Source organism: Leisingera coralii (genome assembly GCF_049056525.1).
Lineage (GTDB): Bacteria > Pseudomonadota > Alphaproteobacteria > Rhodobacterales > Rhodobacteraceae > Leisingera > Leisingera coralii.
Window position 1 is genome coordinate 206285 of the sequence record NZ_JBHUPT010000002.1, and the last position, 26653, is coordinate 232937.

The window sequence follows — 26653 nt, forward strand, 5'->3', positions numbered from 1 at the left end:
GTTTGAAGCCCGTTTCTTTGCGCATCTGTCCGCAACGGGCTTGCATGTTCCCGCGCCCCGGCGGCTGGCCGGGGGGCGTTCGAACCATGTCTGGCGGGCCGGCGGGCTAGTGATCAAGCTGTACGCGGCGGATGGCGGCAATCCGCTGTTCGCCAATGACCCGGCGCGCGAAATTGCGGTGCTGACGGCACTCTCCGGCACCGGAATGGTGCCGCCGCTGGTGCAGACCGGTGTTTTCGAGGGCCGCAGGTGGCTGGGCTATGCCCATGTCAACGGCAGCCCCTGGAAGCAGGATACCGGCCATGTTGCACAGCTGCTTGGGCGTCTGCACGACCTGGCGCCGCCGCCAGGATTGCCGCAGGGTGTGAACGGCAGCGCGGCGCTTGAGATCCAGACTTTTGAGATTTTGAAAAACTGCCGGAACCGGGATCAGCTTGCGGCATTGCGCCCTCTGGGGCAGGTTCCGCCGCTGCCGCAGCCGGTGCTGATCCACGGCGACCCGGTGCCCGGCAATCTGCTGGCGCATGACGGCACGCTGACGCTGATCGACTGGCAATGCCCGCAGATCGGCGATCCGGCGGAGGATCTGGCACTGTTCCTGTCGCCTGCCATGCAGCTGATGTACCGGGGGGCGGCCTTGTCGACGGCGGAGGAGGACAGCTTCCTCGCCGCCTATCCCGACTCGCGGATCGCCGGCCGGGTGCTGGCGCTGAAGCCCTGGTTCCACTGGCGCATGGCGGCCTATTGCCTATGGCGGGCCGAACGCGGCGGCGGCAAGGACCGGCAGGCGTTTGAGCTGGAGCTTGCGGCGCTTCAGTCCATCAGGCCGAGCAGCGCATAGGCAGGCGGCATCAGGATCCGGCGGGCGCGGCCCAAGGGGAAACGGGCCATTTTCTGCATCACGGGAGAATAGGGCAGGTCAGGCGTCCGCCCCTGCACCAGATCGCTCAGCAACCGCCCGGCATAGCTGCCCATGGCGACCCCGTTGCCGTGGTAGCAAAGACCCGCATACATGCCCGGCATTTCTGGAATTGCTCCGACGTAAGGAACCAGATTGCGCGACAAGCACACCATGCCGGACCAGCATTGGGTGCTTTCCACATCGCGCCAGGCCGGGAACATAACCTCGAAATCCTGCCGCAGCTTGCGCCGGATCGCGGCCTCGGCCCGGGGCGAGGCCAGCAGCCCTCCGCGCATCCCGAACAGGAAACGCCTGTCCGGCATCAGCCGGAAATAATGCAGCAGGTTGCGTGTGTCATAGGCCATCTGATGCGAAAACCAGCCCTGCGCCTGCAGCTCGGCCTCCGTCAGCGGACGGGTCACCATGACAGTTGACTGCGCAGGCATGTAACGCCCGGCCAGCCAGCCGGGCAGGTCCTCGGAGGAGTAGCCATTGGTGGCGATGATGACCTTGGAAGCCCGCAAAATCCCCTGTTTAGTGTCTATTCTATATCCGCCGCGGTCCTGCCGCACTGACTCGGCAGCACTGCGCTGATACAGGTTGGCCCCGGCGCTTTGGGCAGCCTTGGCCAGGCCGAACAGGTATTTCCGCGGGTTCAGGGCAAAGCCCACCGGCGTTGTCAGCGCCGCATGAAAAGTGCCGTTCAGGCCGTTCTCTGCCAGCTGGTTCCGGGTCAGGAAGCCCGGCTCCTCTCCTGCCGCGCGCATGGCCTCTGCCTGAGCCCGCAGACGTCGCGCAGCCTTTTCGCTGTGCGCCAGCTGGGTTTCCCCGTTTGAGTGGGTGTCGGCCTCGATGCCATGCGCCTGCAGGAGATCCCGCACCAGATGCACCGCGGCTTCCTCGCCGGCGTCATAGGTGTCTGCGGCCGGTTTTCCAAAGAGGCGGCGCATGGCGGAGCCGGAGAGTTTGGACCCGCCAAGGCAGCAGAACCCGCCGTTGCGGCCGGAGGCGCCCCAGCCCGGGGTTTCGGCCTCCAGCACCGCGACGGACAGGCCGTTCTCCGCCAGATGCAGGGCCGCTGACACACCGGTAAAGCCGCCGCCGATGATCGCCACATCGGCGGACATTTCCCCCTGCAGCACCGGCCAGTCCGGTGCCGCGATGGTCCCGTCCCACCAGCAGTTGCTGCGCGGGCCGGGACCGTAGGCGTAGTCGGAAAAGATCCGGCGCATCAGGCGCGCACCGCAGCCTGTTCCTCCCGTTTCTGGCGCGCCACCTGGTGCTTGGTCACCAGCGAGGCGGTGATGACGCCGATGGTGACGATGCTGATCATGATCGTCGACAGCGCGTTGATCTCGGGGCTGACGCCCAGGCGCACGGCGGAGAAGATCTTGATCGGCAGGGTGGTGGCCGAGGGGCCGGAGGTGAAGGATGCAATCACCAGGTCATCGAGCGACAAGGTAAAGGCCAAGAGCCAGCCGGAAATCACCGCGGGGGCAATGATCGGCAGGGTCACCAGGCGGAAGGCCTCGGCCGGGGAACAGCCCAGATCCAGCGCCGCTTCCTCCAGCGAGCGGTCAAAGCTCACCAGACGGGAAGACACCACCACCGACACATAACACATGGAGAATGTGGTGTGGGCCAGCACGATGGTGAACACGCCGCGATCCAGGCCGATGCCGATGAACAGCAAGAGCAGCGACAAGCCGGTGATCACCTCTGGCATCACCAGCGGCGCATAGATCATGCCGGAAAACAGCGTCCGCCCCATGAACCGCCCGCCGCGCACCAGAACGTAGGCTGCGATGGTGCCCAGCACGGTCGCCATGGTGGAGGAGAACACCGCCACCTTCAGCGTCACCCAGGCAGCGTTCAGAAAGGCGTCGTTCTGCAACAGCTCCCCGTACCATTTGGTCGAGAACCCGGCCCAAACAGTAACCAGCTTGCTTTCGTTGAAGCTGAAGATGACCAGGATCACCATCGGGATGTAGAGGAAGGCAAAGCCGAGAGTCAGTGATACGGCGTTAAACCAGCTCATACGGTTCATTGGTCGGCCTCCTGCTGTTTCTGCTGGTTGCGCTGGAACAGTACGATCGGAATGATGAGCAGCAGCAGCAAGACCACTGCCACGGCGGATGCCACCGGCCAGTCGCGGTTGGAGAAGAACTCCTCCCACAGCACTTTGCCGATCATCAGGGTGTCCGAACCGCCCAGCAGCGACGGGATCACGAATTCACCCAGGACCGGGATGAAAACCAGGAAACTGCCAGCAATGATGCCGTTTTTCGACAGCGGCACCGTCACCAGCCAAAAGGCGGTGAAGCGCGAGCAGCCGAGGTCCTCGGCGGCTTCGATCAGCGAACCGTCCAGCCGCTCCAGCGCCGAATAGACCGGCAGGATCATGAACGGCAGGTAGGTGTAGACAATGCCGATGTAGACCGCGGAATTGGTGTTGAGGATGGTCAGCGGCTCGGAGATCACCCCGATCCACATCAGGAGCTGGTTGAGGAACCCTTCGTTGGACAGGATGCCCATCCACGCGTAGACGCGGATCAGGAAGGACGTCCAGAACGGCAGGATCACCAGCATCATCAGCGTCGGCCGCCATTCCTCCGGTGCCCGCGCCATGCCATAGGCAATCGGGTACCCCGCCAGCAGGGTAAAGAAGGTGGAGACCGCCGCGATCTTCAGGGAGCTGAGATAGGCCTTCCAGTAGAGGTCATCCTCAGTCAGCCAGACGAAATTCTCGAAATCGAGCTCCGCGATGAAGGCGGCAATGCCTTCGGCCCAATCGAACTGCGGGAAATAGGGCGGACGGGCAATCGCCGCGTCGGACAGAGAGATTTTCAGGACGATGACAAACGGCACCAGGAACAGCGCCAGAAGCCAGACATAGGGGATGGCGATCAGAACAAAGCGGCGCATCATTCTGCCAGCAGAACGCCTGCCGTGGCGGTCCAGGACAGCCAGACAGTGTCTTCCCAGGTAAAGTCGCGGCGGGCGATGCGGCGGGTGTTGGCGGTTTGCGCCTTGATCACCGCGCCGGTCGGCAGCTCAACGTGATAGGTGGAGATGTTGCCGAGATAGGCGATGTCGAGAATGCGGCCCTGAACGGAATTGTCTGCTGCGGTCGGCTTTTCAGCGCTGATCGAGACCTTCTCCGGACGGATCGCCAGGTGGCATTTCTGGCCGTCGGAGAACCCGTTGGCGGACTGCACGTTCAGCGGCGGCTGGCCCTCGTGCCAGGACATTGCATAGGTGCCGCCGCCGTTGGGATTGGCGGTGCCTTCGATCAGGTTCACATCGCCAATGAAGTCGGCGACATAGACCGAGTTCGGCGTTTCATAGATCCGGTCCGGCGTGGCCACCTGAACGATCTTGCCGTGATCCATCACCGCCACGCGGGAGGCAACAGTCATCGCCTCCTCCTGATCGTGGGTCACGATCACAAAGGTGGTGCCGGTCTTTTCCTGAATGTCCATCAGCTCAAACTGGGTATCCTGGCGCAGCTTCTTGTCGAGCGCGCCCAGCGGTTCGTCCAGCAGCAGCAGCTTCGGTGCCTTGGCCAGCGACCGCGCCAGCGCCACCCGCTGCCGCTGGCCGCCGGAGATCTGATGCGGTTTACGGCGGGCGAATTTCTCCAGCCGGGTCAGCCGCAGCATCTCCTCGACCCGGTCGTTGATATCGTGCTTGGGCATCCCCTCGCGCTTCAGGCCAAAGGCGATGTTCTCCCAGATCGACAGATGCGGGAACAGCGCATAGGACTGGAACATCATGTTCACGGCGCGCTTGTTCGGGGGCACCGGGGCAATATCCTGCCCGGCCAGGAAGATCTTGCCCTCTGTCGGGGTTTCAAACCCTGCGAGCATCCGCATCAGCGTGGTCTTGCCGCAGCCCGAGGGGCCCAGCAGGGCGTAGAATTCCCGCTCGTAGATGTCGATGGTCAGATTGTCGATGGCTGTGAACTCACCAAAGCGTTTGGTGACGTTCTGGAAGTGGATCAGGGGCTTAGCCTCAGGATCGTTCCAGGGTTCGAATACGGAAGCAGTCAAGCCGGGCCTCTTCTGCGAAGTGTCGCGCGGATGTATTGGTTGGCCGCGCGAGGGAAAGCCCAGGCGCGTCAGGGTTTGCGGGGCGGCATATGCGCCCCGCGGGTCATGTGCGGCAGATCAGGTGCCGGATTTGACCTTGGTCCACATGCGGGTGGCCTTACGCTGTACTTTCGCCGGATAGCTTTCCTTGATGTACAGGTTTTTGACGGTCTCTTCGTTGGGATAGATCGCCGGATCGCCGATCACATCCTCTTCCAGGAACTCCTGGCTCGCCTTGTTGCCGTTGGCGTAATAGACGTAGTTGGACGCCGCCGCCATGTTCTGCGCGTCCATGATGAAGTTCAGGAACTTGTGGGCGCCTTCGGGGTTCGGGGCATCGACCGGGATCGCCATCTGGTCGAACCACATCAGCGCGCCTTCCTTGGGGGCGTTGAACTCGATTTCGACGCCGTTATCCGCCTCGACCGCGCGGTCGCGCGCCTGCAGGATGTCGCCGGACCAGCCGAAGGCCACGCAGATATCGCCGTTGGCCAGGGCGTTGATGTATTCGGAGCTGTGGAACTTGGTGACATAGGGGCGCACGGCCATCAGCACCGGCTCGGCTTTGGCCACCACATCGGCATCCATGCTGTTGGGGTCTTCGCCGATATATTTCAGGGCGGCCGGGATCATCTCGTCCGGAGCGTCCAGGAAATGCACGCCGCAGCTTGCCAGCTTTGCCATGTTCTCCGGGTTGAACACCAGCTCCAGCGAGTCGATCGGGGCGTCTTCGCCCAGCACTTCCTTGACCTTGCCGGCATTCACGCCGATGCCGGTGGTGCCCCACATGTAGTTGATGGAATACTCGTTGCCGGGATCATAGCGCTCGGTGCGCTCCTCGATCGCGTCCCACATGTTTCCCTTGTTGGGCAGCTTGGACGGGTCCAGCTTCTGGAAGGCGCCGGCCTGGATCTGGCGCGCCATGAAGGAGCCGGTCGGAACCACCACATCGTAGCCGGAGCCGCCCGCCAGCATCTTGGTCTCCAGAACCTCGTTGCTGTCAAAGACGTCATAGATCAGGTCGATGCCGGTTTCGGCTTCGAACTTTTCCAGCAGGCTTTCATCAATGTAGTCGGACCAATTGTAGACGCGAACCTCTTCCGCCGCGGCAGCGGCAGCCGTGCCGAGGGCAACGACGGCGGTCATGGTCATCGTTTTCAGTGTCATGAATTTCTCCCTGTGCGTGCCGGCTTCGGGGTCCGGCTGTAAATGGATTTGATCAAGTTTTGCCGCGTTCGGCAATACTCTTTATGTTTTCACTTGGCCCAGGATGGTGCAAGCTGGCCAAAATCGAGGAGGAAACCCCCAGGTGACAGAGACGACTTCGCCACCCGCAACGGCGCAGGAAAACCAGGCGAAACTGCCCGCACATGAGATCGTTTACCAGAAGCTCAGAGCGCAGATACTGTTCGGCGAACTGGTGCCCGGCCAGGCGGTGACAATCCAAGGTTTGGTGGAGACGCTGGAGGCCGGCATGACCCCGGTGCGCGAGGCGATCCGGCGGCTGATTTCAGACGGGGCTCTGATGTTCCAGGGCAACCGCCGCGTGTCAGTGCCGCTGCTGGGTCCCGAGGATCTGGAGGAACTGATTTTTGCCAGAAAAACAATAGAATGCGAGCTTGCGCGCCGGGCTACGCAGCAGGTTGGTCCGGCGGATATAGAGGAGCTCGTGGCCATCGATAATGCGCTCGACAAGGCCATCGCGACCGGTGATGTGGCGGGCTACCTGGTGCAGAACTACAGCTTTCACACAGCGCTCTATGCGCACGCCAAAGCGCCTATTCTCAGCGACATTGCCGACCGCCTGTGGCTGCGCTTCGGCCCCTCGCTTCGGGTGGTCAGCGGGCGTCTCGGCACCCAGAGCTTTCCGGACCGGCACAAGGACATTCTCGATGCGCTGCGGCGGCAGGACCCGGAAATGGCCGCTTTGGCGATGGAGCGGGACGTCTATGAGGGCATGGAGCATGTGGTTCAGGGGCTGCAGGGCGCTAACTGATTCGATTGACACTTGAGAATTTGATCATATTCTGGGGCCAATCAGTCTTTCTCAGGAGCGAGTCCCATGACCGTGATCACCAACCACATGCCGACGGCCGAGCTGCAGGCGCTGGACGCGGCCCATCACATGCACCCGTTCACCGCCAACGGCGAGCTGTCGCAAAAGGGCGCGCGCATCATCACCCGCGCGGAAGGCGTGCATCTGACCGACAGCGAAGGCCATCAGATCCTCGATGCGATGGCGGGCCTGTGGTGCGTCAACATCGGCTACGGCCGTGAGGAGCTGGCCGAGGTTGCCGCCCGCCAGATGCGCGAGCTGCCCTATTACAACACTTTCTTCCAGACCACCCATGTGCCCGCCATTGCGCTGGCCAAGCGGATTGCCGACCTGGCGCCGGGGGATCTGAACAATGTGTTCTTTGCCGGGTCCGGCTCCGAGGCCAACGACACCAACATCCGCATGGTGCGTCATTACTGGGCGCTGAAGGGCAAACCGTCGAAATCCGTCATCATCAGCCGCAAGAATGCCTATCACGGCTCCTCCGTCGGCAGCGGCTCCCTCGGCGGGATGAGCGGCATGCACGCCCAAGGCGGCCTGCCGATTCCGGACATCCACCACATCAACCAGCCGAACTGGTGGGCCGAAGGCGGCGACATGCCGCCGGAGGAATTCGGCCTGCAGCGCGCGCGCGAACTGGAAGAGGCGATTCTGGAGCTGGGCGAAGACCGTGTGGCCGCCTTCATCGCGGAACCGGTGCAGGGTGCGGGCGGTGTGATCGTGGCGCCGGACAGCTACTGGCCGGAAATCCAGCGCATCTGCGACAAGTATGAAATCCTGCTGATCGCGGATGAGGTCATCTGCGGCTTCGGGCGCACCGGCAACTGGTTCGGCAGCGAAACCCTGAACATCCGCCCCGACATCATGACCATCGCCAAGGGCCTCAGCTCCGGCTACGCGCCGATCGGCGGCTCTATTGTCAGCGATGAGATCGCTTCGGTGATCGCAAGCGGCGAGTTTAACCACGGATACACCTACTCCGGCCACCCGGTGGCCGCAGCGGTGGCGCTGGAAAACCTGCGGATCCTGGAAGAGGAGAACATCCTCGGCCATGTACGCGATGTGGCAGCGCCGTATCTGAAGGAGAAATGGGAAGCGCTGACCGATCACCCGCTGGTCGGCGAAGCCAAGATCGTGGGCATGATGGGCTCCATCGCCCTGACCCCCAACAAGGAAGCCCGCGCCGCCTTTGCCTCAGAGGCGGGCACCGTCGGTTACATCTGCCGCGAGCGCTGCTTTGCCAACAACTTGGTGATGCGCCATGTGGGCGACCGGATGATCATCTCGCCGCCGCTGGTAATCACCCCGGAGCAGATCGACGTGCTGATCGAGCGTGCCACCAAATCGCTGGATGAATGCTATGCCGAGCTGAAGGCCCAGGACCTGCTGCACAGCGCCTGATTCTCCTCCCTGGCGCCATAACCGCGCCGGTTCAGCTTGCGACTCATTGCGGCCCGGCAGCCTGTCTGCCGGGCCGTTTTCTTCGGTGAAGGTTCGGGAAGCGTCGTTTTCGGGCCAGTGAATTGCAGTGTATGGCGCAAAATGTCCGAAGGGCGTCGCAAAATGTCCGATCAGTATTCATCGATCAGGACTAGGGTTCCGTAAGGATATACTTTTCCGCATGTGGACGGGACCGAAGTATGAATTTCGTACCCCTGACATTGAAAGAATATTTTTTTCATACCTAGCGCTTGGTAGCTTTGGTGTGATTAACTTCGAACAAGCGCAGAGAAAATCTGCCGGATGACAAAACTACGGGGAGCCCGCTTTGGCTGATGCGTCAAACGTTGATGCGTTCGTTGAATTCGAACGTGTCCAAAAGAGCTACGATGGCGAAAATCTCGTTGTCAAAGATCTCAACCTCACCATGCCCAAGGGCGAATTTCTGACAATGCTTGGCCCGTCGGGGTCCGGGAAAACCACCTGCCTGATGATGCTGGCCGGGTTTGAGACCGCGACTCATGGCGACATCCGCCTGGACGGGACCTCGATCAACAACATCCCGCCGCACAAGCGCGGCATCGGCATGGTGTTCCAGAACTACGCCCTGTTTCCGCACATGACGATTGCGGAAAACCTCTCCTTCCCGCTCGAAGTCCGCAACATGGGCAAGTCCGAGCGCGAGGAAAAGGTCAAGCGGGCGCTGAACATGGTGGAAATGGGCGCTTTCGGCGGCCGCCGCCCGGCCCAGCTGTCCGGCGGCCAGCAGCAGCGGATCGCCCTGGCCCGGGCGCTGGTGTTCGAGCCCGAGCTGGTGCTTATGGACGAGCCGCTGGGCGCGCTCGACAAGCAGCTGCGCGAGAAGATGCAGTTTGAAATCACCCACCTTGCGCACCGCCTGGGCATCACCGTGGTCTATGTGACCCACGACCAGACCGAGGCGCTGACGATGTCGGACCGTGTCGCGGTGTTCGACGATGGCCGCATCCAGCAGATTGCGCCGCCGGATCAGCTGTACGAAAGCCCGGAAAACAGCTTCGTTGCCCAGTTCATCGGCGAAAACAACACACTGGAAGGCACCGTCAAGGAGATCAAGGGCGACCGGGCTCTGGTGGAGCTCGACGACGGCGAGCTGATCGATTGCAAGCCGGTCAACGTCTCCAAGCCCGGCGAGCGCACCCGCGTCTCGATCCGCCCGGAGCGTGTCGAATACAACAAGAACCGCCTGCAGGCAGGCGTGCATACTTTGAAGGCGGAAGTCCTGGAGTTCATTTATATGGGCGACATCTTCCGCACCCGTCTGCGGGTGGCCGGCAATGATGAATTCATCATCAAGACCCGCAACGCCCCGGACCAGGTCCGGCTGCAGCCCGGCCAGCAGATCGAAATCGGCTGGCTGCCGGAAGACTGCCGCGCGCTGGACGCCTGATCCGCGCGCGCCGAACCCCCGGCAGAAGAACGACCGGGGGCTTCACATTTGTGAAATTCAACAAGGAGAGACTCTCTATGAAACTCAGCAAAATGTCTGCACTGGCGGTGACCACCGCCCTTTGCGCCCCGTCGGCCTTTGCCGAGGAAATGGCCAATGAGCTGACTCTGGTATCCTGGGGCGGTGCCTATCAGGCCAGCCAGCACAAGGCCTATGTCGAGCCCTATCTGGCGCAGAACCCTGACGTCAAAGTGGTCTGGGACGAAAGCTCGGCCGAAGCCGTGGCCAAGATCCGCGCCATGAACGAAGCCGGCAACGTGACCTGGGACCTGGTTGACGTTGTGGCCTCCGACTCCATGCGCCTGTGCGACGAAGGCCTGGCGGAAGAGCTGGACCATGATGAGGTTCTGGCCGAAGCGCCTGACGGCACCGCGGCGTCCGAGGATTTCGGCGACCTGATCGTCAGCGACTGCTTCGTGCCGCAGATCGTCTACTCGACCACCTTCGGCTACCGCACCGACCTGATCGACCAGCCGGATTCGGTCTGCGCGATCTTCGACACCGAGAAGTACCCGGGCAAGCGCTCGCTGCAGAAACGCCCGATCGACAACATGGAGTGGGCTCTGTACTGCGACGGCGTCGCCAAGGACGAGATCTATGACGTGCTGGGCACCGACGAGGGCGTGGACCGCGCGCTGGCCAAGCTCGACAGCATCAAGGACCAGGTGGTCTGGTGGACCGCCGGCGCCGAAACCCCGCAGCTGCTCGCCGATGGCGAAGTGGTGATGGGCTCGACCTTCAACGGCCGCCTGTTCTCGGCGATTGCCGAGCAGGGCCAGCCGATCGGCATGCTCTGGGACATGCAGTCCTTCGACCTCGACGGCTGGATCATTCCGGCAGGCCTGCCCGCAGACCGCAAGGCGCGCGTGCTGGACTTCCTGAAGTTCGCCACCGACACCCAGCGTCTGGCCGACCAGGCTGCTTACATCTCCTACGGCCCGGCCCGTGCCTCCTCGGCACCGCTGGTTGGCAAGCACGCCGAACTGGGCATCGACATGGCGCCGCACATGCCGACCGATCCGGCAAACGCGGGCAACGTGCACACCTATGACTACGAATGGTGGGCCGACAACCGCGATGATCTGGACGCTAAGTTCCAGGCATGGCTGGCCAAATAATCTGACCTCCTGATGAGAGGCCCGGCGGGGGCCGCCACGCGCAGGCCCCCGCCCCAAAAAATAAAGACCCGACGGGGAACCCCATGAGTGACATCACCCATTCCGGTCCGGTATTGGCCGCCGACGGCACGCCGCTGAAGCGCAGCCTCGCCCGGGCCCTCCGGATGCAGAAGATCCGCGCGCTGCTGCTGATTGCGCCGCTTCTGCTCTTTGTCCTGCTGACCTTCATTCTGCCGATCGCGGACATGCTGTTCCGCTCGGTCGAGAACCGCATCGTGCAGGACACCCTTCCGCAGACCGTGGTGGCGGTGCAGGACTGGGACGCCGACAGCGGCGAAACGCCCCCTGAAGCGGTCTATGAGGCGCTGGCCTATGACCTCGTCGAGGCGGCCGAGCGCAAACAGCACACCCGCGTCGGCACCCGGCTGAACTACGAAACGCCGGGCATTTCCTCGCTGTTCCGCAAGGCCGGCCGCCGCGTCGACGACGTTGGCGAGGGGTATTTGAAACAATTCGCCGCGCTTGATCCCGCCTGGGAGGAGCCGCAGACCTTCATGTCGGTCTTTGCCGATCCGGAGTGGCTGGCCAGCCGCGCGGACGGCGGGTCCGAACCGCCCTTCCAGCTGTCTGAGACTGCCCGCGAGGCGCTGCCCAAGGCCAGCGCTGCCTACCTGAGGTTTGCGCGCACCATCCAGGAGGAGGACAACGACAGTCCCACCGAGGAAGAGCCCTGGGCCCCTGTCTACATGGCGCTGCATTCCGATCTCGCGGCCAACCCGCAGGCCGCTCAGGCCGCCGGCGGTGACGCGCAGCGCCTGCTGCAGGAAGCCGCGGCGCTGATCGAATCCGGGCAGATGGAAACCGAATCCGCCCGCGACGCCTTCGTCAAGATGGACAAGGACTGGGCCGACCCTGAAGTCTGGCGCACGATCAAGACTTACTCCGGCACCTACACCAACGGCTACTTCCTGAACGCTGCCGACCTTCAGAAAAGCCCGGACGGGCCGGAACTGCGGCCCGAGGACGAGCGCATCTATGGCACCCTGTTCCTGCGCACGCTGATCATGTCGCTGGCGATCACCTGCAGCTGCATCGTGCTCGGCTACCCGGTGGCCTGGATCCTCGCCAACCTGCCGTCGCGCACCGCAAACCTGCTGATGATCCTGGTGCTGCTGCCGTTCTGGACCTCGCTGCTGGTGCGGACCTCGGCCTGGAAGGTGATGCTGCAGCAGCAGGGCGTGATCAACGACACGCTGGTCTGGCTGGGCCTTGTGGGCGACACCAACCGTCTGGTGATGATCAACAATCAGTTCGGCACCATCGTGGCGATGACCCACATCCTGCTGCCGTTCATGATCCTGCCGATGTATTCGGTGATGCAGACTATCAACCCCTCCTACCTGCGGGCGGCGAAATCGCTCGGCGCCACCAACTGGACGGCCTTCTGGCGGGTCTATTTCCCGCAGTCGGTTCCGGGCATCGGCGCAGGCTCGATCCTCGTCTTCATCCTGGCGATCGGCTACTACATCACGCCGGAACTGGTCGGCGGCACCAAGGGTGTCTTCATCTCCAACCGGATTGCCTTCCACATCTCGCAGTCGCTGAACTGGGGCCTCGCCGCGGCGCTCGGCACCATCCTTCTGGTGATCGTCCTGGGGCTCTACTGGGCCTATGACAAGATCGTCGGCATCGACAACGTGAAACTGGGATAACAGAAATGGCTTTGACACCTGTTGAAAACCAAACCCCCGGCTTCACCGCGGCCACTGCCGCCGCCGCGGGGGCCTTCTTCGGCCTCTTCGTCGGCACCGCCCAGGGCTCCGGCCTGATGGGGGTGCTGGTCGGCGCGGCACTGCTGGGCGTGATCGGCTTCGTCTTTGCCGGGCTGACGGACAAGGAAACCCCGCTGCGCTGGCTGCTGATTGCGGTCTTCGCGGCGGCGGGCTTCGTGCTGGGCGGCCTCGTCGCCGCGGTGATTGGCGCCCTGTTCGGCTGGTTCGCCGGCTGGTTCGTGTTCTGGATCGCCACCTCGCGCTACCGCGCCCACCTGGCGCCGTATCTCACCCCGGGCCAGGTGCTGTGGCACTATACCTTCCGGGTGATCTGCGGGGTGATCTTCGTCTTCCTGATCACGCCGATCCTGGTGGTGATGCCGCTCAGCTTCAACGCCCAGGACTTCTTCACCTTCACGCCTGAAATGCTGCGCTTCGACCCGGAAGGCTATTCGCTCAAGCACTACCGCGACTTCTTCACCAATGACGACTGGCAGCAGGCGTTGTGGAACTCGGTGAAGATCGCGCCGATGGCGACTGTGTTGTCAGTGGGATTCGGCACCCTGGCGGCGATCGGCCTCAGCCAGCCGCATGTGCCGTTCCGCCGCGCCATCATGGCGATCCTGATCTCGCCGATGATCGTGCCGCTGATCATCTCGGCCGCGGGCATGTACTTCTTCTACAGCCGGATCGGCCTGCAGGGCACCTACTTCGGCGTGGTGCTGGCCCATGCGGCACTGGGCATCCCCTTCGTGATCATCACCGTCACCGCGACCCTGGTGGGCTTTGACCGCTCGCTGACCCGCGCGGCGGCCAACATGGGCGCAGGGCCGGTCACCACCTTCTTCCGGGTGCAGATGCCGCTGATCCTGCCGGGCGTGATTTCCGGCGGCCTGTTTGCCTTCATCACCTCCTTCGACGAGGTGGTGGTGGTGCTCTTCGTCGGCTCCGCCGGACAGAAGACGCTGCCGTGGCAAATGTTCATCGGCCTGCGCGAGCAGATTTCCCCCACCATCCTCGCTGTTGCGACGATCCTGGTGGTGATCTCCATCGCGCTCCTGACCACGGTCGAGATGCTGCGCCGCCGCTCCGAACGCCTGCGCGGCATGTCCCCAACCTGATTGTCAGCCACTGACGGCTGAACATAAAAGGCCCCGCATTGCGGGGCCTTTGCCTTTTCCTCTTGCCGGAAATACCCCGGGGGTGAATTGGCCGTCAGGCCAAGAGGGGGCTGGCCCCCTCTGCGCCCCCTTACCGCAGCCGCTGCAGCAGCCGGGGCGAGGCATACCCGTCCGGCGTCAGCCCGCTGGCCACCTGATACGCGCGCACCGCGCCGATTGTCTTGGGACCGATCCGGCCGTCGACCCCCTCGGTATCGAACCCGGCAGCGGTCAGCCGCTGCTGCAATTCCTCCCGCTCCGCCCGGGTCAGCGCCCGGTCGCTGCGGGGCCAGCTGCTCTGGATCGGCGCGCCGCCTTTGATCCGGTCAGCCAGATGCCCGACCCCGATCACATAGGCATCCGCGGTGTTGTAGCGCTCCAGCACGGCAAAGTTCTGGAAGATCATGAAGGCCGCCCCCGCGCTGCCCGCCGGCAGCAGGATCGAGGCCTTGCCGTGATCGCGCACCGCGCGCCCGTCCAGCCCCTTGATGCCAAGGGCCGCCCATTCCGAAGGCAGCCTTTCGATGTCGCGGTCGGCCAGCGTGTAGTCAAACCCCTTGGGCAGGGTCACTTCCACCCCCCAGGGCTGGCCCTTCACCCAGCCGAACTGCTTGAGGTATGCCGCGGTCGAGGCCAGCGCATCGGCCGGGTTGTCCGACCAGATGTCGCGCTTGCCGTCGCCGGTGAAATCCACTGCGTAATCCAGGTAGGAGGTCGGGATGAACTGGGTGTGCCCCATGGCCCCGGCCCAGCTGCCGGTCATCTTGCGGGCGGCAACATCGCCCGCCTGCAGGATCTTCAGCGCTGCCACCAGCTGTCCCTCAAAGAACGCGCCGCGCCTCCCGTCAAAGGCCAAGGTTGCCAGAGAGCGGATCACGTCCATCTTGCCGCGGAAGGTGCCATAGCTGCTTTCCAGCCCCCAGACCGCCACCACGATCTCTTTCTCGACGCCATATTTGGCCTCGATCTGCTCCAGCCGCGCCTGGTGCTCCCGCGCCGCAGCCTTGCCGTTCTTCACCCGCAGCTCCGAGGCCGCACTGTCCAGGTATTCCCAGATCGTCTTGGTGAACTCTGACTGGTTACGGTCGCGCCGGATCACTTCCGGGTCATAGCTGACCCCGGCAAAGGCGCTGTCCAGCACCGGCGCGCTGATGCCCTGGGCCAGGGCACGGTCCCGGAACCCCTGGATCCAGCCCTGGAAATTCAACTCTGCTGCGGCCAGTTCCGGCTCCACTTGCTTAGTGGCCGCAGGGCGCGCCGCAGGTCTCATGGCCGCGGCTGCCGACGCCAGCTGATAGCTTTCATCCTGCCCCTCCAGTTTGACCGCTTCCGGCCGCTGGGCGGGCTTCAGGGAATTGTCTGGTGCGGCCTCCGCCGCCATGGCCCCGCCTGCCACCAGGGACGCTGCAACCCATCTGCGCATGATGCACCTCATTATACACTGCTCTCTTCCAGTCTAGCGGCGGCGGGAGCCGGGTAAAGAGGTCAGTCCTTGCATGTGCGGGCTGCCGCCTGCCGCTCCTCGCGCATCTGCTCCAGCGCGTCCCGCAGCATCGGCACCCGGTGCGGGCGGAAGCTTTGCTCCGTCACTTCCAGCCCCCGCATCCGGTCCAGCCGGAACACCCGCACCGCATCGCGCAGGCCGCACCAGGCGATCAGCACCGTGGAACGGTCGAAATAGACTACGCTCAGGGGTTTCACCTGCCGCTCTGTCACCGCGCCATATCCATCGGTATAGCCAAAGCGCACCTCCACCTCGTCCCAGGCCGCCTGCCGCAGGTCCTGCGCGGAAATCGCCGGCGGCACGGGGCGCTCGAACCGGTAGGGCGCCAGCACTGCATGGCGCAGCCGGTGCGCCTGCCGCGGCGGCAGCCGCGCCTGCAGCTTGCGCAAGGCTTCCGAGGCCGCGGTGGCCAGCTCAGGATCGCCGATCAGCTCCACCTCGCGCAGGCCCAGCACCAGCGCCTCAAGCTCAGTGTCGCGAAAGCCCATTGGCGGCAGCGCATTGTCCTCGATCGGGGTAAAGCCATAGCCCGCTTCGCCATCGATCACCGCCCCCATCTCGCGCAGGGTGGCAATGTCGCGGTGGATGCTGCGGGCGGAGACGCCCAGGTCGCGCCCCAGCTCCGCCGCGGTATGCGGGCCGGGACCCAGGCGCAGGGCCTGCATCAGCTGGAAGAGGCGGTGGGTGCGGGACATAGCCTATTCTGTCTACGCCTGATGACAGTTTTTGTCACCATGCGGATCTAGGCTGCCCGCAGCCCGAAACGACAGGAGCCTCCCATGCTGACCCTACTGACCTACCCCCGCAACGGTGCCGTCTTCAGCCTCAGCCCGTTTTGCGTCAAAGCGGCTCTATTACTGGCCTTTTCCGGCCAAAGCTGGACCCGCGAAGACCTGAACGACCCCCGCAAGATGCCGCACCGCAAGCTGCCGGTGCTGCGCACCCCCGGCGGGCTGGTGCCGGACAGCAGCGCCATCCGCGCCTGGCTGGAGCGGCAGGGCACCGACTTTGACGCAGCGCTCGGTGCGCGGGACCGGGCGCAGGCCCAAACGCTGATCCGGATGGCGGAGGACACGCTCTATTTCCACGTGGTGCGCGACCGCTGGGACAATGACGCGGTCTGGCCCACGATCCGTGACAAGTACTTCCATGAAATTCCCGCCCTGATCCGCCGCCCGGTCACCGGCGCCATCCGCCGCTCGGTGCACAAAGGGCTGGTGTTCCAGGGCACCGCCCGGTTCAGCGCGGATGAACGGAACCAGCGTGTGGATCAGGACCTGCAGGCCATCGCCGCCTTGCTGAAGGGGCAGGACTTCCTGTTCGGAGCGCAGGTTTCCAGCGCCGATTTCAGCGTCGCCTCCATGCTGCAGGCGATGGCTACAACGCCGGTCCGCACGGCGCTGGTCTCCCGCATTCTCGACGACGCGGTGCTCAAGCCTTATGTTAACCGGGTGTTTGAAACGGTGCCGCTGCCATGATCCCGCCCTTTGCCAGCCCGGACATCGAGGCCGCATTTGATGTGCCGGACCGGCAGGCCCGGGCGGGCCTGCTGGCGCTGCGGCAGCTGATCTTTGACACCGCCGCGCAAACGCCGGAGGCCGGCCGGGTCGAGGAGGCCCTGCGCTGGGGCCAGCCGTCTTACCTCACACCCGAAAGCAAGACCGGATCCACGATCCGTCTGGGCGTGCCCAAAGGCGCGCGCTTTGCTCTGTTTGTGCATTGCCAAAGCAAGCTTATCCCGGAATTCGCTGCCGCCTTCCCGGCCTGGGACCGGTTCGAGGGCACCCGCGCGGTGCTGTTCAACGACCCTCAGGAAGTGGAGCCCATCCGCCACGGCTGGCTGATCAAGCGGGCGCTGACCTACCGCATCCGCCCGCCGCTGGAGATCCCCGCCTGACAAAATGGCAAGCTGTCCCCGTGGGGACAGCCGCTTATTTCCGCCGCTTGCGTTCCACCTTGCGCTTCACCTTGGCGGCCTTGAGCTTGGACTTTGCCGCCTTGCGGTTCACGGTCCGGCCTGCCGGGCTGCGGCGGCCGCGCTGGCCGCCACCGGATGGCATCGGCGCATCCTCCAGCGCCAGCAGCTCCAGTTCCAGCCCGCCGGTCACCGGCGCCGCCTGGGTCAGCCGCACCGTCACGCGCTGGCCGATGGCCAGGGTCAAACCGGTGTCAGACCCGGTCAGCGTGCCGGCCTGCGGGTCGAAGTGAAAGAACTCCCGTCCGATCGAGCGCACCGGCACCAGCCCGTCGGCGCCGGTCTCATCCAGCTTCACGAAGGCGCCGAAGCGGGCGATGCCGCTGATCCGGCCCTCGAACTCATTGCCGACCCGCTCACTGAGGTAGGAGGCCAGGTAGCGGTCGGTGGTGTCCCGCTCCGCAATCATCGAGCGCCGCTCGGTGTCGGAGATATGGTTGGCGGTTTCTTCCAGCCGCTCGATTTCCTCCGCAGCCAGCCCGTCATTGCCCCAGCCATGCGCCGAGATCAGCGAGCGGTGCACAATCAGGTCGGCATAGCGGCGGATCGGCGAGGTGAAATGCGCGTAGTTGCGCAGCGCCAGGCCAAAGTGGCCGAAGTTCTCCGGGTTGTAATAGGCCTGCTGCATCGACCGCAGGGTGGAGATGTTGATCAGCTCCGCATCATCCGTGCCCGCCGCGTGATTGAGCAGCGCATTCAGATGCCGGGTCTGCAGCACCTGCCCCTTGGCCAGGTTGAGGCCGGCCGCGCGCGCGGTTTCCCGCAGCGCTTCCAGCTTCTCGGGCGCCGGCTCCTCATGCACCCGGAACAACAGCGGCGAGCGTTTCTGGATCAGTGTCTCGGCAGCGGAGACATTGGCGAGGATCATGAACTCCTCGATCAGCTTGTGCGCATCCAGCCGGTCACGGAAGGCAACCGAGGTGACACGGCCATCGTCATCCAGCACGATCTTGCGCTCCGGCAGGTCCAGATCCAGCGGTTCGCGCGCGGCTCTTGCCCTTGTTAGAGCCTTATATGCGGCAAACAACGGCTTGATCACATCGTCCAGAAGCGGCGCGGTCTTGTCGTTCGGGCTGCCGTCCTGCGCCTCCTGCACCTCGGCGTAATTCAGCGAGGAGACGGAGCGCATCAGCCCGCGCACGAACTTGTGCGACAGCTTGTTGCCCTCGGCATCGACCTGCATCCGCACGGCGATACAGGCGCGCGGCACCCCTTCGTGCAAGGAACACAGATCGCCCGACAGCCGGTCCGGCAGCATCGGCACCACCCGGTCGGGGAAATAACTGGAGTTGCCGCGCTTGCGCGCCTCGCGGTCGAGCGCCGAGCCCGGGCGCACATAGGCCGCCACATCGGCAATCGCCACCCAGATCACATGGCCGCCGGGGTTCCCCGGATCGTCATCGGCATGGGCATAGCATGCGTCGTCATGGTCGCGCGCGTCCGCCGGGTCGATGGTGACCAGCGGCAGCTCGCGCAGGTCCTCGCGGCCTTTCAGGCCCATCGGCTTGGCCGCGTCGGCCTCTGCCATCACCTTGTCGGGGAAGTGGTCGGGAATGCCGTGCTGGTGAATGGCGATCAGCGACACTGCCTTAGGCGCGGCGGGGTCGCCCAGCCGTTCCACGATGCGCGCGCGCGGCAGGCCCATGCGGCCCTTGGGGCCGGCCTGTTCCGCCTCGACCAGTTCCCCGTCCTTGGCGCCATTGATGGCATCCGGGGCCACCATCCATTCGGATGATGCGGCCTTGTCGATCGGCACGATGCGCCCACCCTCGGACCCCGCGCGGAAGATACCCAGCACCCGCTTTGCGTTGGTGCCGATCCGGCGGATCAGCCGGGCTTCGTAGTTGTGGTCCTGATCCGGCACCATCTGCAGCTTGACCAGGATCTTGTCGCCTTCACCCAGGGCCGGGTCCGAAGCCTTGGGCAGGATCAGGATGATGGGTTCCACGCCCTCGCCGTGCCATTCCAGCGGACGCCCGTACAGGTCGCCATCCTCGTTCGGAGCTTTTACCTGCAGCACCGTCACCGGCGGCAGCTGGTCCGGGTCGCGATAGGTCTTCTTGCGTTTCTGCAAGTGGCCCTCGGCCTCCAGCTCCTTGAGGATGCGCTTGAGGTCGATGCGGTCTGCGCCCTTGATGCCAAAGGCCTTGGCGATGTCGCGCTTGGAGGTATGGGTCGGGTTGGCGGAGATCCAGTCGAGGATTTCGGCCTTGGAGGGAATACGGCTCATGTTTCCCGCGTAGCACGGCGGCGGGGCGGCGTCATGGTGAAAAGCGTGCGGGGCGGTCAGAGCGGCGGCAGATCGGCGCCGGTGTCGACGTCGCGCAGGGTATCGGTCAGGGCGATGCGCCAGCCGGGCAAGGTCCGCAGTGTGTCGGCCAGCGCGTGTCCGGTGGACCAGCGGACATTTTCGAACAGACCACGGGGCAGGCGGGAGGGGTGTTTGGCGCCCACCAGCCAGTAGCCGCCATCATCTGCGGGGCCAAAGACCGCGTCATGATCGCCAAGCGCTGCAAAGGCGCGGGCGATATGGGCTCGGGTGATGCCGGGAATATCGGCACCGATCAGGCAGACAGGGGAGTTGAAGTGCGGAGGGGCGCGCCTGACCCTGGGCGGGTGCGTAAGCGCCCTCCCAGGGGGAGGGTCGGGCGCGGCCCGGCCTGCGCCCGGGCCAGACGGTTGAATACCTGAAGCTGTTATGAGCATCCGTCTCATCCGCTGCCCAAGATCGCCGCTGCCTTGCGGCAAGCGGGGCATGTCAGCGGGCCAGACCCTCGAGCTCACTGCCCGGTCCGGGGCCACCGCCAGCACGATCTGCCAGCGCGGGTCGCGCAGGCGCCGGATCAGCCGGGCAGACTGGTGCCGGAACCACCAGGTGGCCGGGATCACGCCGATATCCCGGCCAAGGCGGGTTTTCACCCGTCCCGGGCGGGGCTCCTTGACCATGATCACCAGGGTGCGTTTCACGTGAAATCGCGCACCATGTCCCGGTGATCAATACCGGCATCGTCATAGACCGGGCCAAAGGCGGTGAAGCCGAGCTTCTCGTAAAATCCGATGGCATGCAGCTGCGCGCCCAGCTTGGCCCTGGCAATGCCGGGGCGGGCCTGCGCCGTTTCCACAGCCGCCTCAATCAGCTTGGCGCCCAGACCCGTGCCGCGGGTGGAGGGCAGCACGCAGACCCGGCCGATCTTGGCGGTATCCTCCTTGAACACAATCCGCGCCGTGCCCACCGGGATATCGTCCTGCACCGCCAGCAGATGGGTGGCAGTGGCGTCCAGCGCGTCCTGTTCCTCTTCCACCGGAACGCCCTGTTCCTTGACAAACACCTGGTGGCGCAGCGCGAAACAGGTCTCCAGATCCTCGGTGACCGAAATGCTCAGGCTCACTCGAAATAGTCCTGCAGGATGCGGGTATAGATGGCTTTCAGCTGGTGAATCTGGGCGACCTCGACCCGCTCATCCACCTGGTGCATGGTCTTGCCGACCAGCCCGAATTCCACCACCGGGCAGTGGTTTTTCACGAACCGCGCATCCGAGGTGCCGCCGGTGGTGGACAGCTCCGGCTTGCGGCCCGTCTCCGCCTCCACCGCCTGTGCGACCAGATCCGACAGCGCGCCGGGCGGGGTGATGAAGCTCTCGCCGGAGATCTTCACCTTCATCCCGATCTCCACACTAAACTCCGCAGCGACCTTGTCCGCCTCACCCTGCAGCCAATCCGTCAGGCTGGCGCCGGAATGGGCGTCGTTGAACCGGATGTTCACGGTGGCCCGGCTTTGTGCCGGGATTACGTTGGTGGCGGTGTTGCCGGTGTCAATGGTGACCACCGCCAGGGTGGAGGCGTCGAAATGCCCGGTGCCCTGGTCCAGCTCATGGCTGGCCAGCCGGTCCATCAGCCGCGCCATTGCATTCAGCGGGTTGTTGGCGCGGTGCGGATAAGCGGAATGGCCCTGCACGCCGGTCACCGTGAACCAGGCGGTGAGCGATCCGCGGCGGCCGATCTTGATCATCTCGCCCATCTCGTTGGGGCAGGTGGGCTCGCCCACCAGACAGACCGACATCTGCTCGCCTTCGCGCTCCATGTAGTCCAGCAGCGCAGTGGTGCCGTCCACCGCGTCGCCTTCCTCGTCGCCGGTGATGGTCAGGATGATGGCGCCGTCCGGAGGGGTCTCCTTGACGAAATCGATGGCAGCAGCGGCAAAGGCTGCGACCCCCGATTTCATGTCGGTGGCGCCGCGGCCGTACATGAAGCCGTCTTTCTCCCCCGCGCCAAAGGGCGGCATGGTCCAGGCGGATTCATCGCCCAAGGGCACCACATCGGTATGGCCGTTGAAGCCGAAGGTTTTGGCGTGCCCCTTGGCGCCCCAGCGGGCAAACAGGTTGGAGACCTCCCCGCGGTCGGTGCGGGTGCAGTCAAAGCCAGCCTCGCTCAGCACTTTCTCCAGCAGCACCAGCGCGCCGCCTTCTTCCGGCGTGACCGAAGGGCAGCGGATCAGATCGGCGGTCAGGCGGGCGGGGTCGGTCTGCGGCATGGAAAGGCTCCTGAATTTCCGGTGGCCACAGGCCTAGCGCGGATCGGCACGCGGCGCAATTCACCCCCGCGCCAGCGAATGTGGCGCAAAAGCAGCGGTTTCGCGGTTGTGCGGAGGTGAGCCTGCCAAGGGGCCGGGAATCATGTTAATGATTTGTTAATCATAATTAACCCGAGGCAGGGTATCCCGAGAGCAGCACCACCGTAACAGCGGGGCGCTTCTAAGACCTGCGGTTGTTCCGCCGGCTCCGCAGCAGTTTCAACTGTCTGCGCGGGACGCCTGTCCGGATGGCAGGAGCAGCCGGCGCAATGGTCAAGGCACGCGAGCTTAACTACGACACCAATGCCTCCGCAGTGGAGATGGCGGAAGCCATCTTTGGCACCGGGGCCACGGTTGTGGACGCATCCTACTCGGGGTGGAGCCAGTCCTCAGCGATCTACTCCGGCGGCGATGCTCTGGTACCCGGGGCCACGCCTAGTGACTCAGGCGTGATCCTGTCCACCGGGCGCGCCAGTCATTTCACGCGGTCTGGCGGCGATCCGAACCGGTCCACCCAGACCACGACCAACACGCCGGGCGAAAGCAACAACGCGGACTTCAACGCAGCCGCCGGCACCAGCACCTATGATGCGTCCTATCTGGATGTGAGCTTCATTCCCGATTCCGATGTGATGACGATGCAGTTCGTCTTCTCTTCCGAGGAATTCCCCGAATTCCAGAGTTCGGTCTATCAGGACGTGGTCGCGGTCTGGGTCAACGGCGAGCAGGTGCTGCTGGAGGTCGGCAACGGCCAGGCCAATCCGAGCAACATCAGCTCGTCCATCAACGAGAACCTCTACCTCGACAACGCCGGTGATGATTACAACACCGAGATGGATGGCCTTACCATCACCATGACGCTGACAATGCACGTCAACCCGGGCGAGGTGAACGACATCCGCATCGGCATCGCCGATGTCAGCGACAGCCGCTACGACAGCAACCTGCTGATTGCCGCGGACTCGGTGCAGACCGATCTGGTGGCGATGACGGACAACATCTTTGTCGAGCCGGACAGCAGCAAAACCATCGATGTGCTGGCCAATGACGTGAACAAGTCCGGCGGCACGCTGACCATCACCCATATCAACGGGACCGAAGTGACCGCCGGCTCGGTGGTGACGCTCAGCACCGGCCAGGATGTGCAGCTGAACGAAGACGGCACCCTGACCCTGGCCGGCGATGGCGATACCGAGGATTTCAACTTCACCTACCAGGTGAGCAACGGCACTATCAGCGACACCGGCTTTGTCAACGCAAGCTCCATTCCCTGTTTCGTCGCGGGCACTCTGATCCGCACCCCCCATGGCGAGGTGCCGGTGGAGGAGCTGATGCCGGGCGACCTGGTGGAGACCCGCGACGACGGGGCGCAGCCGCTGTGCTGGACCGGCGGGCGTTCGGTTGCTGCAGAGGGCGATTTTGCCCCGGTCCGCATTGCTGCCGGCACCTTTGGTGCGCACCGTGAGCTGCTGGTTTCGCCGCAGCACCGGGTGCTGGTGCGCGGCGCCCATGCGGAGCTGTTCTTTGGCGAGGAAGAAGTGCTGGTTGCGGCCAAGGATCTGGTCAACGGGCGCAGCGTCACCCGCTGTCCGGGCGGCGAGGTCACCTATGTGCATCTGATGTTCGGCCGCCACCAGGTGATCTATTCCGAAGGGCTGGCGACCGAGAGCTTCCTGCCTGGCCCGCAGATCGTCAGCCAGTTCGACCGGCCGGTGGCGGAGGAGATCTGCGCCCTGTTCCCGGAGCTCGATCCGGACACCGGCGCCGGCTACAGCGCCGCGGCCCGGCCCGCGCTCAAGGCCTACGAGGGCCGGCTGCTGGCCGCGATCGAGGCGGCCTGACGCGCATGGTGTGGTTTGCGGCTTCCGGCGGCGGGCACAGCCGGAGCGACCCGCAGGCACTGCTGGACGCGGGCGTGCCGGACGGTGATGCCCTGCTGGTGCGCGGCACCCTGATGCTGGAGTTCCACCTGCCGGAAAGCACCCGGCCGGAACCGCTGCTGCTTTATTCGCAGGACGGCGGCTGGCCGCTGCGGCTGGCGCTGCAGGCGGTGCCGGGCGGCGGTCTCAGCTTTGTGCTGGAGCAATACGGCGCAGTGCTGCACCAGACGCTGAACCCGACCAGCCTGGGGCGCACCGGCCGGCTGCGGCTGGCTTACGCCTGGGATGCGCCCGCCCGCAGCGGGCGGCTGACGCTGGAGCGGGCCGACGGCAGCCAGATGCAAATCGCTGCGCTGGCCGGCCCCAAACCCTGGCGGCTGCGCGATCTGCAGGCGCTGACCGGGCCGCTGGCCTATGTGGCGCCGGCGGTGGAGTATCTGGCGCTGTCCAGCGGCATGGAGCCCGCCGGTCCGGCGCCGGGGCTGCTGCCGTCCGCCCCCGTTGCCACGCCGGAGGGTTACCGCGCGCTGGGCAGCCTGCAGCGGGGCGATCTGGTTCTCACAGGCGGCGGCGAGGCTGTCCCCGTTCTGCAGGTGGTGGAGCGGCAGGTGCCGGCGCTGGGCTCCTTTGCGCCGGTGCGGCTGAGGGCGCCTTATTTCGGGCTGCTGCGGGATATCCAGGTGGCCCCGTTCCAGCGGCTGGTGCTGTCCGGCTCCGAGGTCGAATACCTGTTCGGCCAGCCCGCGGTGCTGGTGCCGGCCGGAAACCTGCTGGGCACCGGCACCGCTTTGCCCGGCACTGCTGGCGCGCCGCTGATCACCTACCGCCAGGCGGTGCTGCCGGATCACGAGCCATTGCTGGCCGCAGGCGCGATGACCGAAAGCCTGTTCCTGGGCCGCCTGCGCCGCGACCCCCAGCGCCTGGCCGCCAGCCTGCTGGCGCCGCTGGGCGCCAGCGCGCTGCCAGAGCACCGGCAGCCGAAATTCCCGGTGCTGCGGGCCTTTGACGCTGCGGTCCTGGCGGAACGGCGTACCGCCTGACACAGTCCGGGCGGCTTGTTCCGCCACGGCGGCCAAGGCGCTTGCGTGAAAAAGGCGAACCGCCTAAGGACTTTGAAACCGTTCCAGAGGCCCATCCGAGCGTTCCCGTGCTGTACCTCCGCCTGATCACCGCCGCCCTCTTCCTGCTGTGGGGCCAACTGCTGTCTGCGCAGGTGCTGACGGTGAATACCGTCACCCGGCCGCCATTCTCGATGGTGGAGGGCGCGCGCGACACAGGTTTCTCTCTGGAACTCCTCGAGACCCTGGCAGAGCGGCTGGACTGGGAGTACCGCATCAGCCGCAAGGACAGCTTCGCGGACATGCTGGGCGGGGTGCGCAGCGGCGAGGCCGATCTGGCCGCCGCCAATATCTCGATCACCGCCTCGCGCGAGGTGGTGATGGATTTCAGCCAGCCGATCTTCGAAAGCGGCTTGCAGATCATGGTGCAGGCCGATGAAATCCGCCAGCCGTCGCTGCTGCGGGCGCTTCTGTCCTGGGACCTGGCCGCGGCCATCGGCATCGCCTTCCTGCTGCTGTTCGGCGGCGGCATGGTGATGTGGACCTTCGAGCGCCGCGCCCAGCCCTATTTCGACCGCCCCTTGAAAGAGGCCTGGTTCCCCTCCTTCTGGTGGGCGCTGAACCTGGTGGTGAACGGCGGCTTCGAGGAACGGGTGCCGCGCACGCCCGTGGGCCGCATGTTCGGTGTGGTGCTGGTGGTGTCCTCGCTGTTCATCGTCTCGGTCTTTGTCGCCAAGATCACCGCAGTGATGACGGTGGAGGCGATCAGCGGCTCGGTGAACTCGGTGAACGATCTGTACGGCAAGTCCGTGGGCACCATCGAAGGCTCCACTGCAGCCGGGTTCCTGAACCGGCGCGAGATCGACTATTCCGCCTATGCCGGGCTGGAGGACCTGCTGGAAGGGTTCGAGCGCGGCGACGTGCAGGCGGTTGTCTTTGATGCACCGGTGCTGAATTACTATGTCCAGCAGGGCGGCCACCGCTTTGGCCACACCATCGGCCAGCCCTTCCTGCGTGAAAACTACGGCCTGGTGTTCCCAGCCGGCTCGCCGCTGGTGGAGGAGGTCAACCAGGCGCTCCTGGCGATGCAGGAGGACGGCAGCTATGACGCCCTCTACCGCAAATGGTTCGGCAGCCAGAACTGAGGCCGGACCTTAGTGGAATACCGGCTCCTCGCCGTCGAAGAACGGGGTCATCTGCGCAACGATCACCGCGTTTTCCTCCAGCGCCCGCTGCATCAGCGCACGTTCCTCGTCACCGATCTCATGGCCTTCTGCCTCGCGCTCTTCCAGCGTGCCGTATCCAGTGACATCCAGCGGCGCGGTGTCGGCCTGTTTCAGGATCGCCACGGTCTCGCGCACCGCCTCGGCCTCGTCCACGCCGGAGGCATAGATCATCAGCGCCGCACCGGTGGCGCCGTCGGGCAGGCCGTCCCCGTCCTTGCGTCCGATCTGGACAAGCAGGGTATAGACTTGCTGGCGGGAGGGTTTCTTCTTTTCCATGCCGCCGCCATAGCGCCGGGGCAGGGGGATGGTCAATCAAATAGCGCGGGCGGCGCAGGCCGGATGAGCGGGAAACGGAAGGGTTGCGGTATTTCACCTCTCCGCATTATGGCTGGGCGCATCCGATTGGCAAAAGG

24 protein-coding genes are annotated in these 26653 nt (G+C 64.7%); 12 read left to right on the forward strand and 12 right to left on the reverse strand.

Annotation, left to right across the window (positions count from 1 at the left end; genetic code table 11):
- Positions 1-64 precede the first annotated feature (64 nt).
- Positions 65-841 (forward strand): phosphotransferase, encoded by a 777-nt coding sequence (locus tag ACFMBG_RS01530; RefSeq protein WP_421053077.1) that lies wholly within the window; start codon positions 65-67, stop codon positions 839-841.
- Here the strand turns inward: ACFMBG_RS01530 and ACFMBG_RS01535 are convergent.
- The 5 genes from ACFMBG_RS01535 to ACFMBG_RS01555 form a co-directional block, all read right to left on the reverse strand.
- Positions 814-2133, reverse strand: a complete 1320-nt coding sequence (locus ACFMBG_RS01535) for an NAD(P)/FAD-dependent oxidoreductase (RefSeq protein ID WP_421052963.1) — start codon at positions 2131-2133, stop codon at positions 814-816. The genes ACFMBG_RS01530 and ACFMBG_RS01535 overlap by 28 nt on opposite strands.
- On the reverse strand, positions 2133-2948 hold the full coding sequence (locus ACFMBG_RS01540) for an ABC transporter permease (protein WP_421052964.1): 816 nt from the start codon (positions 2946-2948) through the stop codon (positions 2133-2135). The genes ACFMBG_RS01535 and ACFMBG_RS01540 overlap by 1 nt, the downstream gene beginning before the upstream one ends.
- Positions 2945-3826, reverse strand: a complete 882-nt coding sequence (locus tag ACFMBG_RS01545; protein ID WP_421052965.1) for an ABC transporter permease subunit — start codon at positions 3824-3826, stop codon at positions 2945-2947. The genes ACFMBG_RS01540 and ACFMBG_RS01545 overlap by 4 nt, the downstream gene beginning before the upstream one ends.
- On the reverse strand, positions 3826-4953 hold the full coding sequence (locus tag ACFMBG_RS01550; RefSeq protein WP_421052966.1) for an ABC transporter ATP-binding protein: 1128 nt from the start codon (positions 4951-4953) through the stop codon (positions 3826-3828). The genes ACFMBG_RS01545 and ACFMBG_RS01550 overlap by 1 nt, the downstream gene beginning before the upstream one ends.
- A 117-nt stretch (positions 4954-5070) precedes the next feature.
- Positions 5071-6159, reverse strand: a complete 1089-nt coding sequence (locus ACFMBG_RS01555; protein ID WP_421052967.1) for a polyamine ABC transporter substrate-binding protein — start codon at positions 6157-6159, stop codon at positions 5071-5073.
- A gap of 142 nt (positions 6160-6301) precedes the next feature.
- Between ACFMBG_RS01555 and ACFMBG_RS01560 the strand changes: the two genes are divergently transcribed.
- The 6 genes from ACFMBG_RS01560 to ACFMBG_RS01585 all read left to right on the forward strand — a co-directional run bounded on the left by ACFMBG_RS01560 (position 6302) and on the right by ACFMBG_RS01585 (position 13988).
- A complete protein-coding gene (locus ACFMBG_RS01560; RefSeq protein WP_421052968.1) occupies positions 6302-6988 on the forward strand; it encodes a GntR family transcriptional regulator in 687 nt (228 codons plus the stop codon).
- Positions 6989-7054: 66 nt separating this feature from the next.
- Positions 7055-8449, forward strand: a complete 1395-nt coding sequence (locus ACFMBG_RS01565; RefSeq protein WP_421052969.1) for an aspartate aminotransferase family protein — start codon at positions 7055-7057, stop codon at positions 8447-8449.
- A 367-nt stretch (positions 8450-8816) separates the two neighbouring features.
- Positions 8817-9917, forward strand: coding sequence for an ABC transporter ATP-binding protein (locus ACFMBG_RS01570; RefSeq protein WP_421052970.1), 1101 nt, complete (start codon positions 8817-8819; stop codon positions 9915-9917).
- A gap of 77 nt (positions 9918-9994) precedes the next feature.
- Positions 9995-11095 (forward strand): extracellular solute-binding protein, encoded by a 1101-nt coding sequence (locus tag ACFMBG_RS01575; RefSeq protein ID WP_421052971.1) that lies wholly within the window; start codon positions 9995-9997, stop codon positions 11093-11095.
- Positions 11096-11178: 83 nt separating this feature from the next.
- On the forward strand, positions 11179-12807 hold the full coding sequence (locus tag ACFMBG_RS01580; protein ID WP_421052972.1) for an ABC transporter permease: 1629 nt from the start codon (positions 11179-11181) through the stop codon (positions 12805-12807).
- A 5-nt stretch (positions 12808-12812) separates the two neighbouring features.
- A complete protein-coding gene (locus tag ACFMBG_RS01585) occupies positions 12813-13988 on the forward strand; it encodes an ABC transporter permease (protein ID WP_421052973.1) in 1176 nt (391 codons plus the stop codon).
- Between the two features lie 130 nt (positions 13989-14118).
- Here ACFMBG_RS01585 and ACFMBG_RS01590 read toward each other — a convergent pair whose 3' ends face one another.
- Both ACFMBG_RS01590 and ACFMBG_RS01595 read right to left on the reverse strand, forming a co-directional pair.
- Positions 14119-15450 carry a lytic murein transglycosylase gene (locus ACFMBG_RS01590; RefSeq protein ID WP_421052974.1) on the reverse strand — a complete coding sequence of 444 codons (1332 nt, stop codon included), beginning with the start codon at positions 15448-15450 and terminating at the stop codon, positions 14119-14121.
- A 62-nt stretch (positions 15451-15512) separates the two neighbouring features.
- Positions 15513-16226 carry a helix-turn-helix transcriptional regulator gene (locus ACFMBG_RS01595; protein WP_421052975.1) on the reverse strand — a complete coding sequence of 238 codons (714 nt, stop codon included), beginning with the start codon at positions 16224-16226 and terminating at the stop codon, positions 15513-15515.
- 84 nt (positions 16227-16310) lie between these two features.
- Between ACFMBG_RS01595 and ACFMBG_RS01600 the strand changes: the two genes are divergently transcribed.
- Both ACFMBG_RS01600 and ACFMBG_RS01605 read left to right on the forward strand, forming a co-directional pair.
- Complete coding sequence (locus tag ACFMBG_RS01600; protein WP_421052976.1) at positions 16311-17009, forward strand: glutathione S-transferase family protein; 699 nt, start codon at positions 16311-16313, stop codon at positions 17007-17009.
- Positions 17006-17428, forward strand: coding sequence for a DUF1801 domain-containing protein (locus ACFMBG_RS01605; protein WP_421052977.1), 423 nt, complete (start codon positions 17006-17008; stop codon positions 17426-17428). The genes ACFMBG_RS01600 and ACFMBG_RS01605 overlap by 4 nt, the downstream gene beginning before the upstream one ends.
- Positions 17429-17462: 34 nt before the next feature.
- Here ACFMBG_RS01605 and rnr read toward each other — a convergent pair whose 3' ends face one another.
- Genes rnr through dapE form a run of 4 tightly spaced genes read right to left on the reverse strand, consistent with a single transcriptional unit; the run spans position 17463 to position 22037 of the window.
- Positions 17463-19736, reverse strand: coding sequence for a ribonuclease R (gene rnr / locus ACFMBG_RS01610; RefSeq protein WP_421052978.1), 2274 nt, complete (start codon positions 19734-19736; stop codon positions 17463-17465).
- Positions 19737-19792: 56 nt separating this feature from the next.
- A complete protein-coding gene (locus ACFMBG_RS01615) occupies positions 19793-20473 on the reverse strand; it encodes a TIGR04282 family arsenosugar biosynthesis glycosyltransferase (protein ID WP_421052979.1) in 681 nt (226 codons plus the stop codon).
- Positions 20470-20895 carry a GNAT family N-acetyltransferase gene (locus tag ACFMBG_RS01620; protein WP_421052980.1) on the reverse strand — a complete coding sequence of 142 codons (426 nt, stop codon included), beginning with the start codon at positions 20893-20895 and terminating at the stop codon, positions 20470-20472. Before ACFMBG_RS01620 ends, ACFMBG_RS01615 begins: the two co-directional genes overlap by 4 nt.
- Positions 20892-22037, reverse strand: coding sequence for a succinyl-diaminopimelate desuccinylase (gene dapE / locus ACFMBG_RS01625; protein ID WP_421052981.1), 1146 nt, complete (start codon positions 22035-22037; stop codon positions 20892-20894). Before dapE ends, ACFMBG_RS01620 begins: the two co-directional genes overlap by 4 nt.
- A 308-nt stretch (positions 22038-22345) precedes the next feature.
- Between dapE and ACFMBG_RS01630 the strand changes: the two genes are divergently transcribed.
- From ACFMBG_RS01630 to ACFMBG_RS01640, 3 genes are all read left to right on the forward strand, one after another.
- Positions 22346-23917: a Hint domain-containing protein gene (locus tag ACFMBG_RS01630; protein ID WP_421052982.1), complete on the forward strand. Its 1572-nt coding sequence runs from the start codon at positions 22346-22348 to the stop codon at positions 23915-23917.
- A gap of 5 nt (positions 23918-23922) precedes the next feature.
- On the forward strand, positions 23923-24996 hold the full coding sequence (locus ACFMBG_RS01635) for a Hint domain-containing protein (protein WP_421052983.1): 1074 nt from the start codon (positions 23923-23925) through the stop codon (positions 24994-24996).
- A gap of 107 nt (positions 24997-25103) precedes the next feature.
- Entirely contained in the window at positions 25104-26159 is a 1056-nt protein-coding gene (locus ACFMBG_RS01640; protein WP_421052984.1) for a transporter substrate-binding domain-containing protein, read from the forward strand.
- 9 nt (positions 26160-26168) lie between these two features.
- Here the strand turns inward: ACFMBG_RS01640 and ACFMBG_RS01645 are convergent, their stop codons facing one another.
- Positions 26169-26516 (reverse strand): hypothetical protein, encoded by a 348-nt coding sequence (locus ACFMBG_RS01645; protein ID WP_024092300.1) that lies wholly within the window; start codon positions 26514-26516, stop codon positions 26169-26171.
- Positions 26517-26653 lie beyond the last annotated feature (137 nt).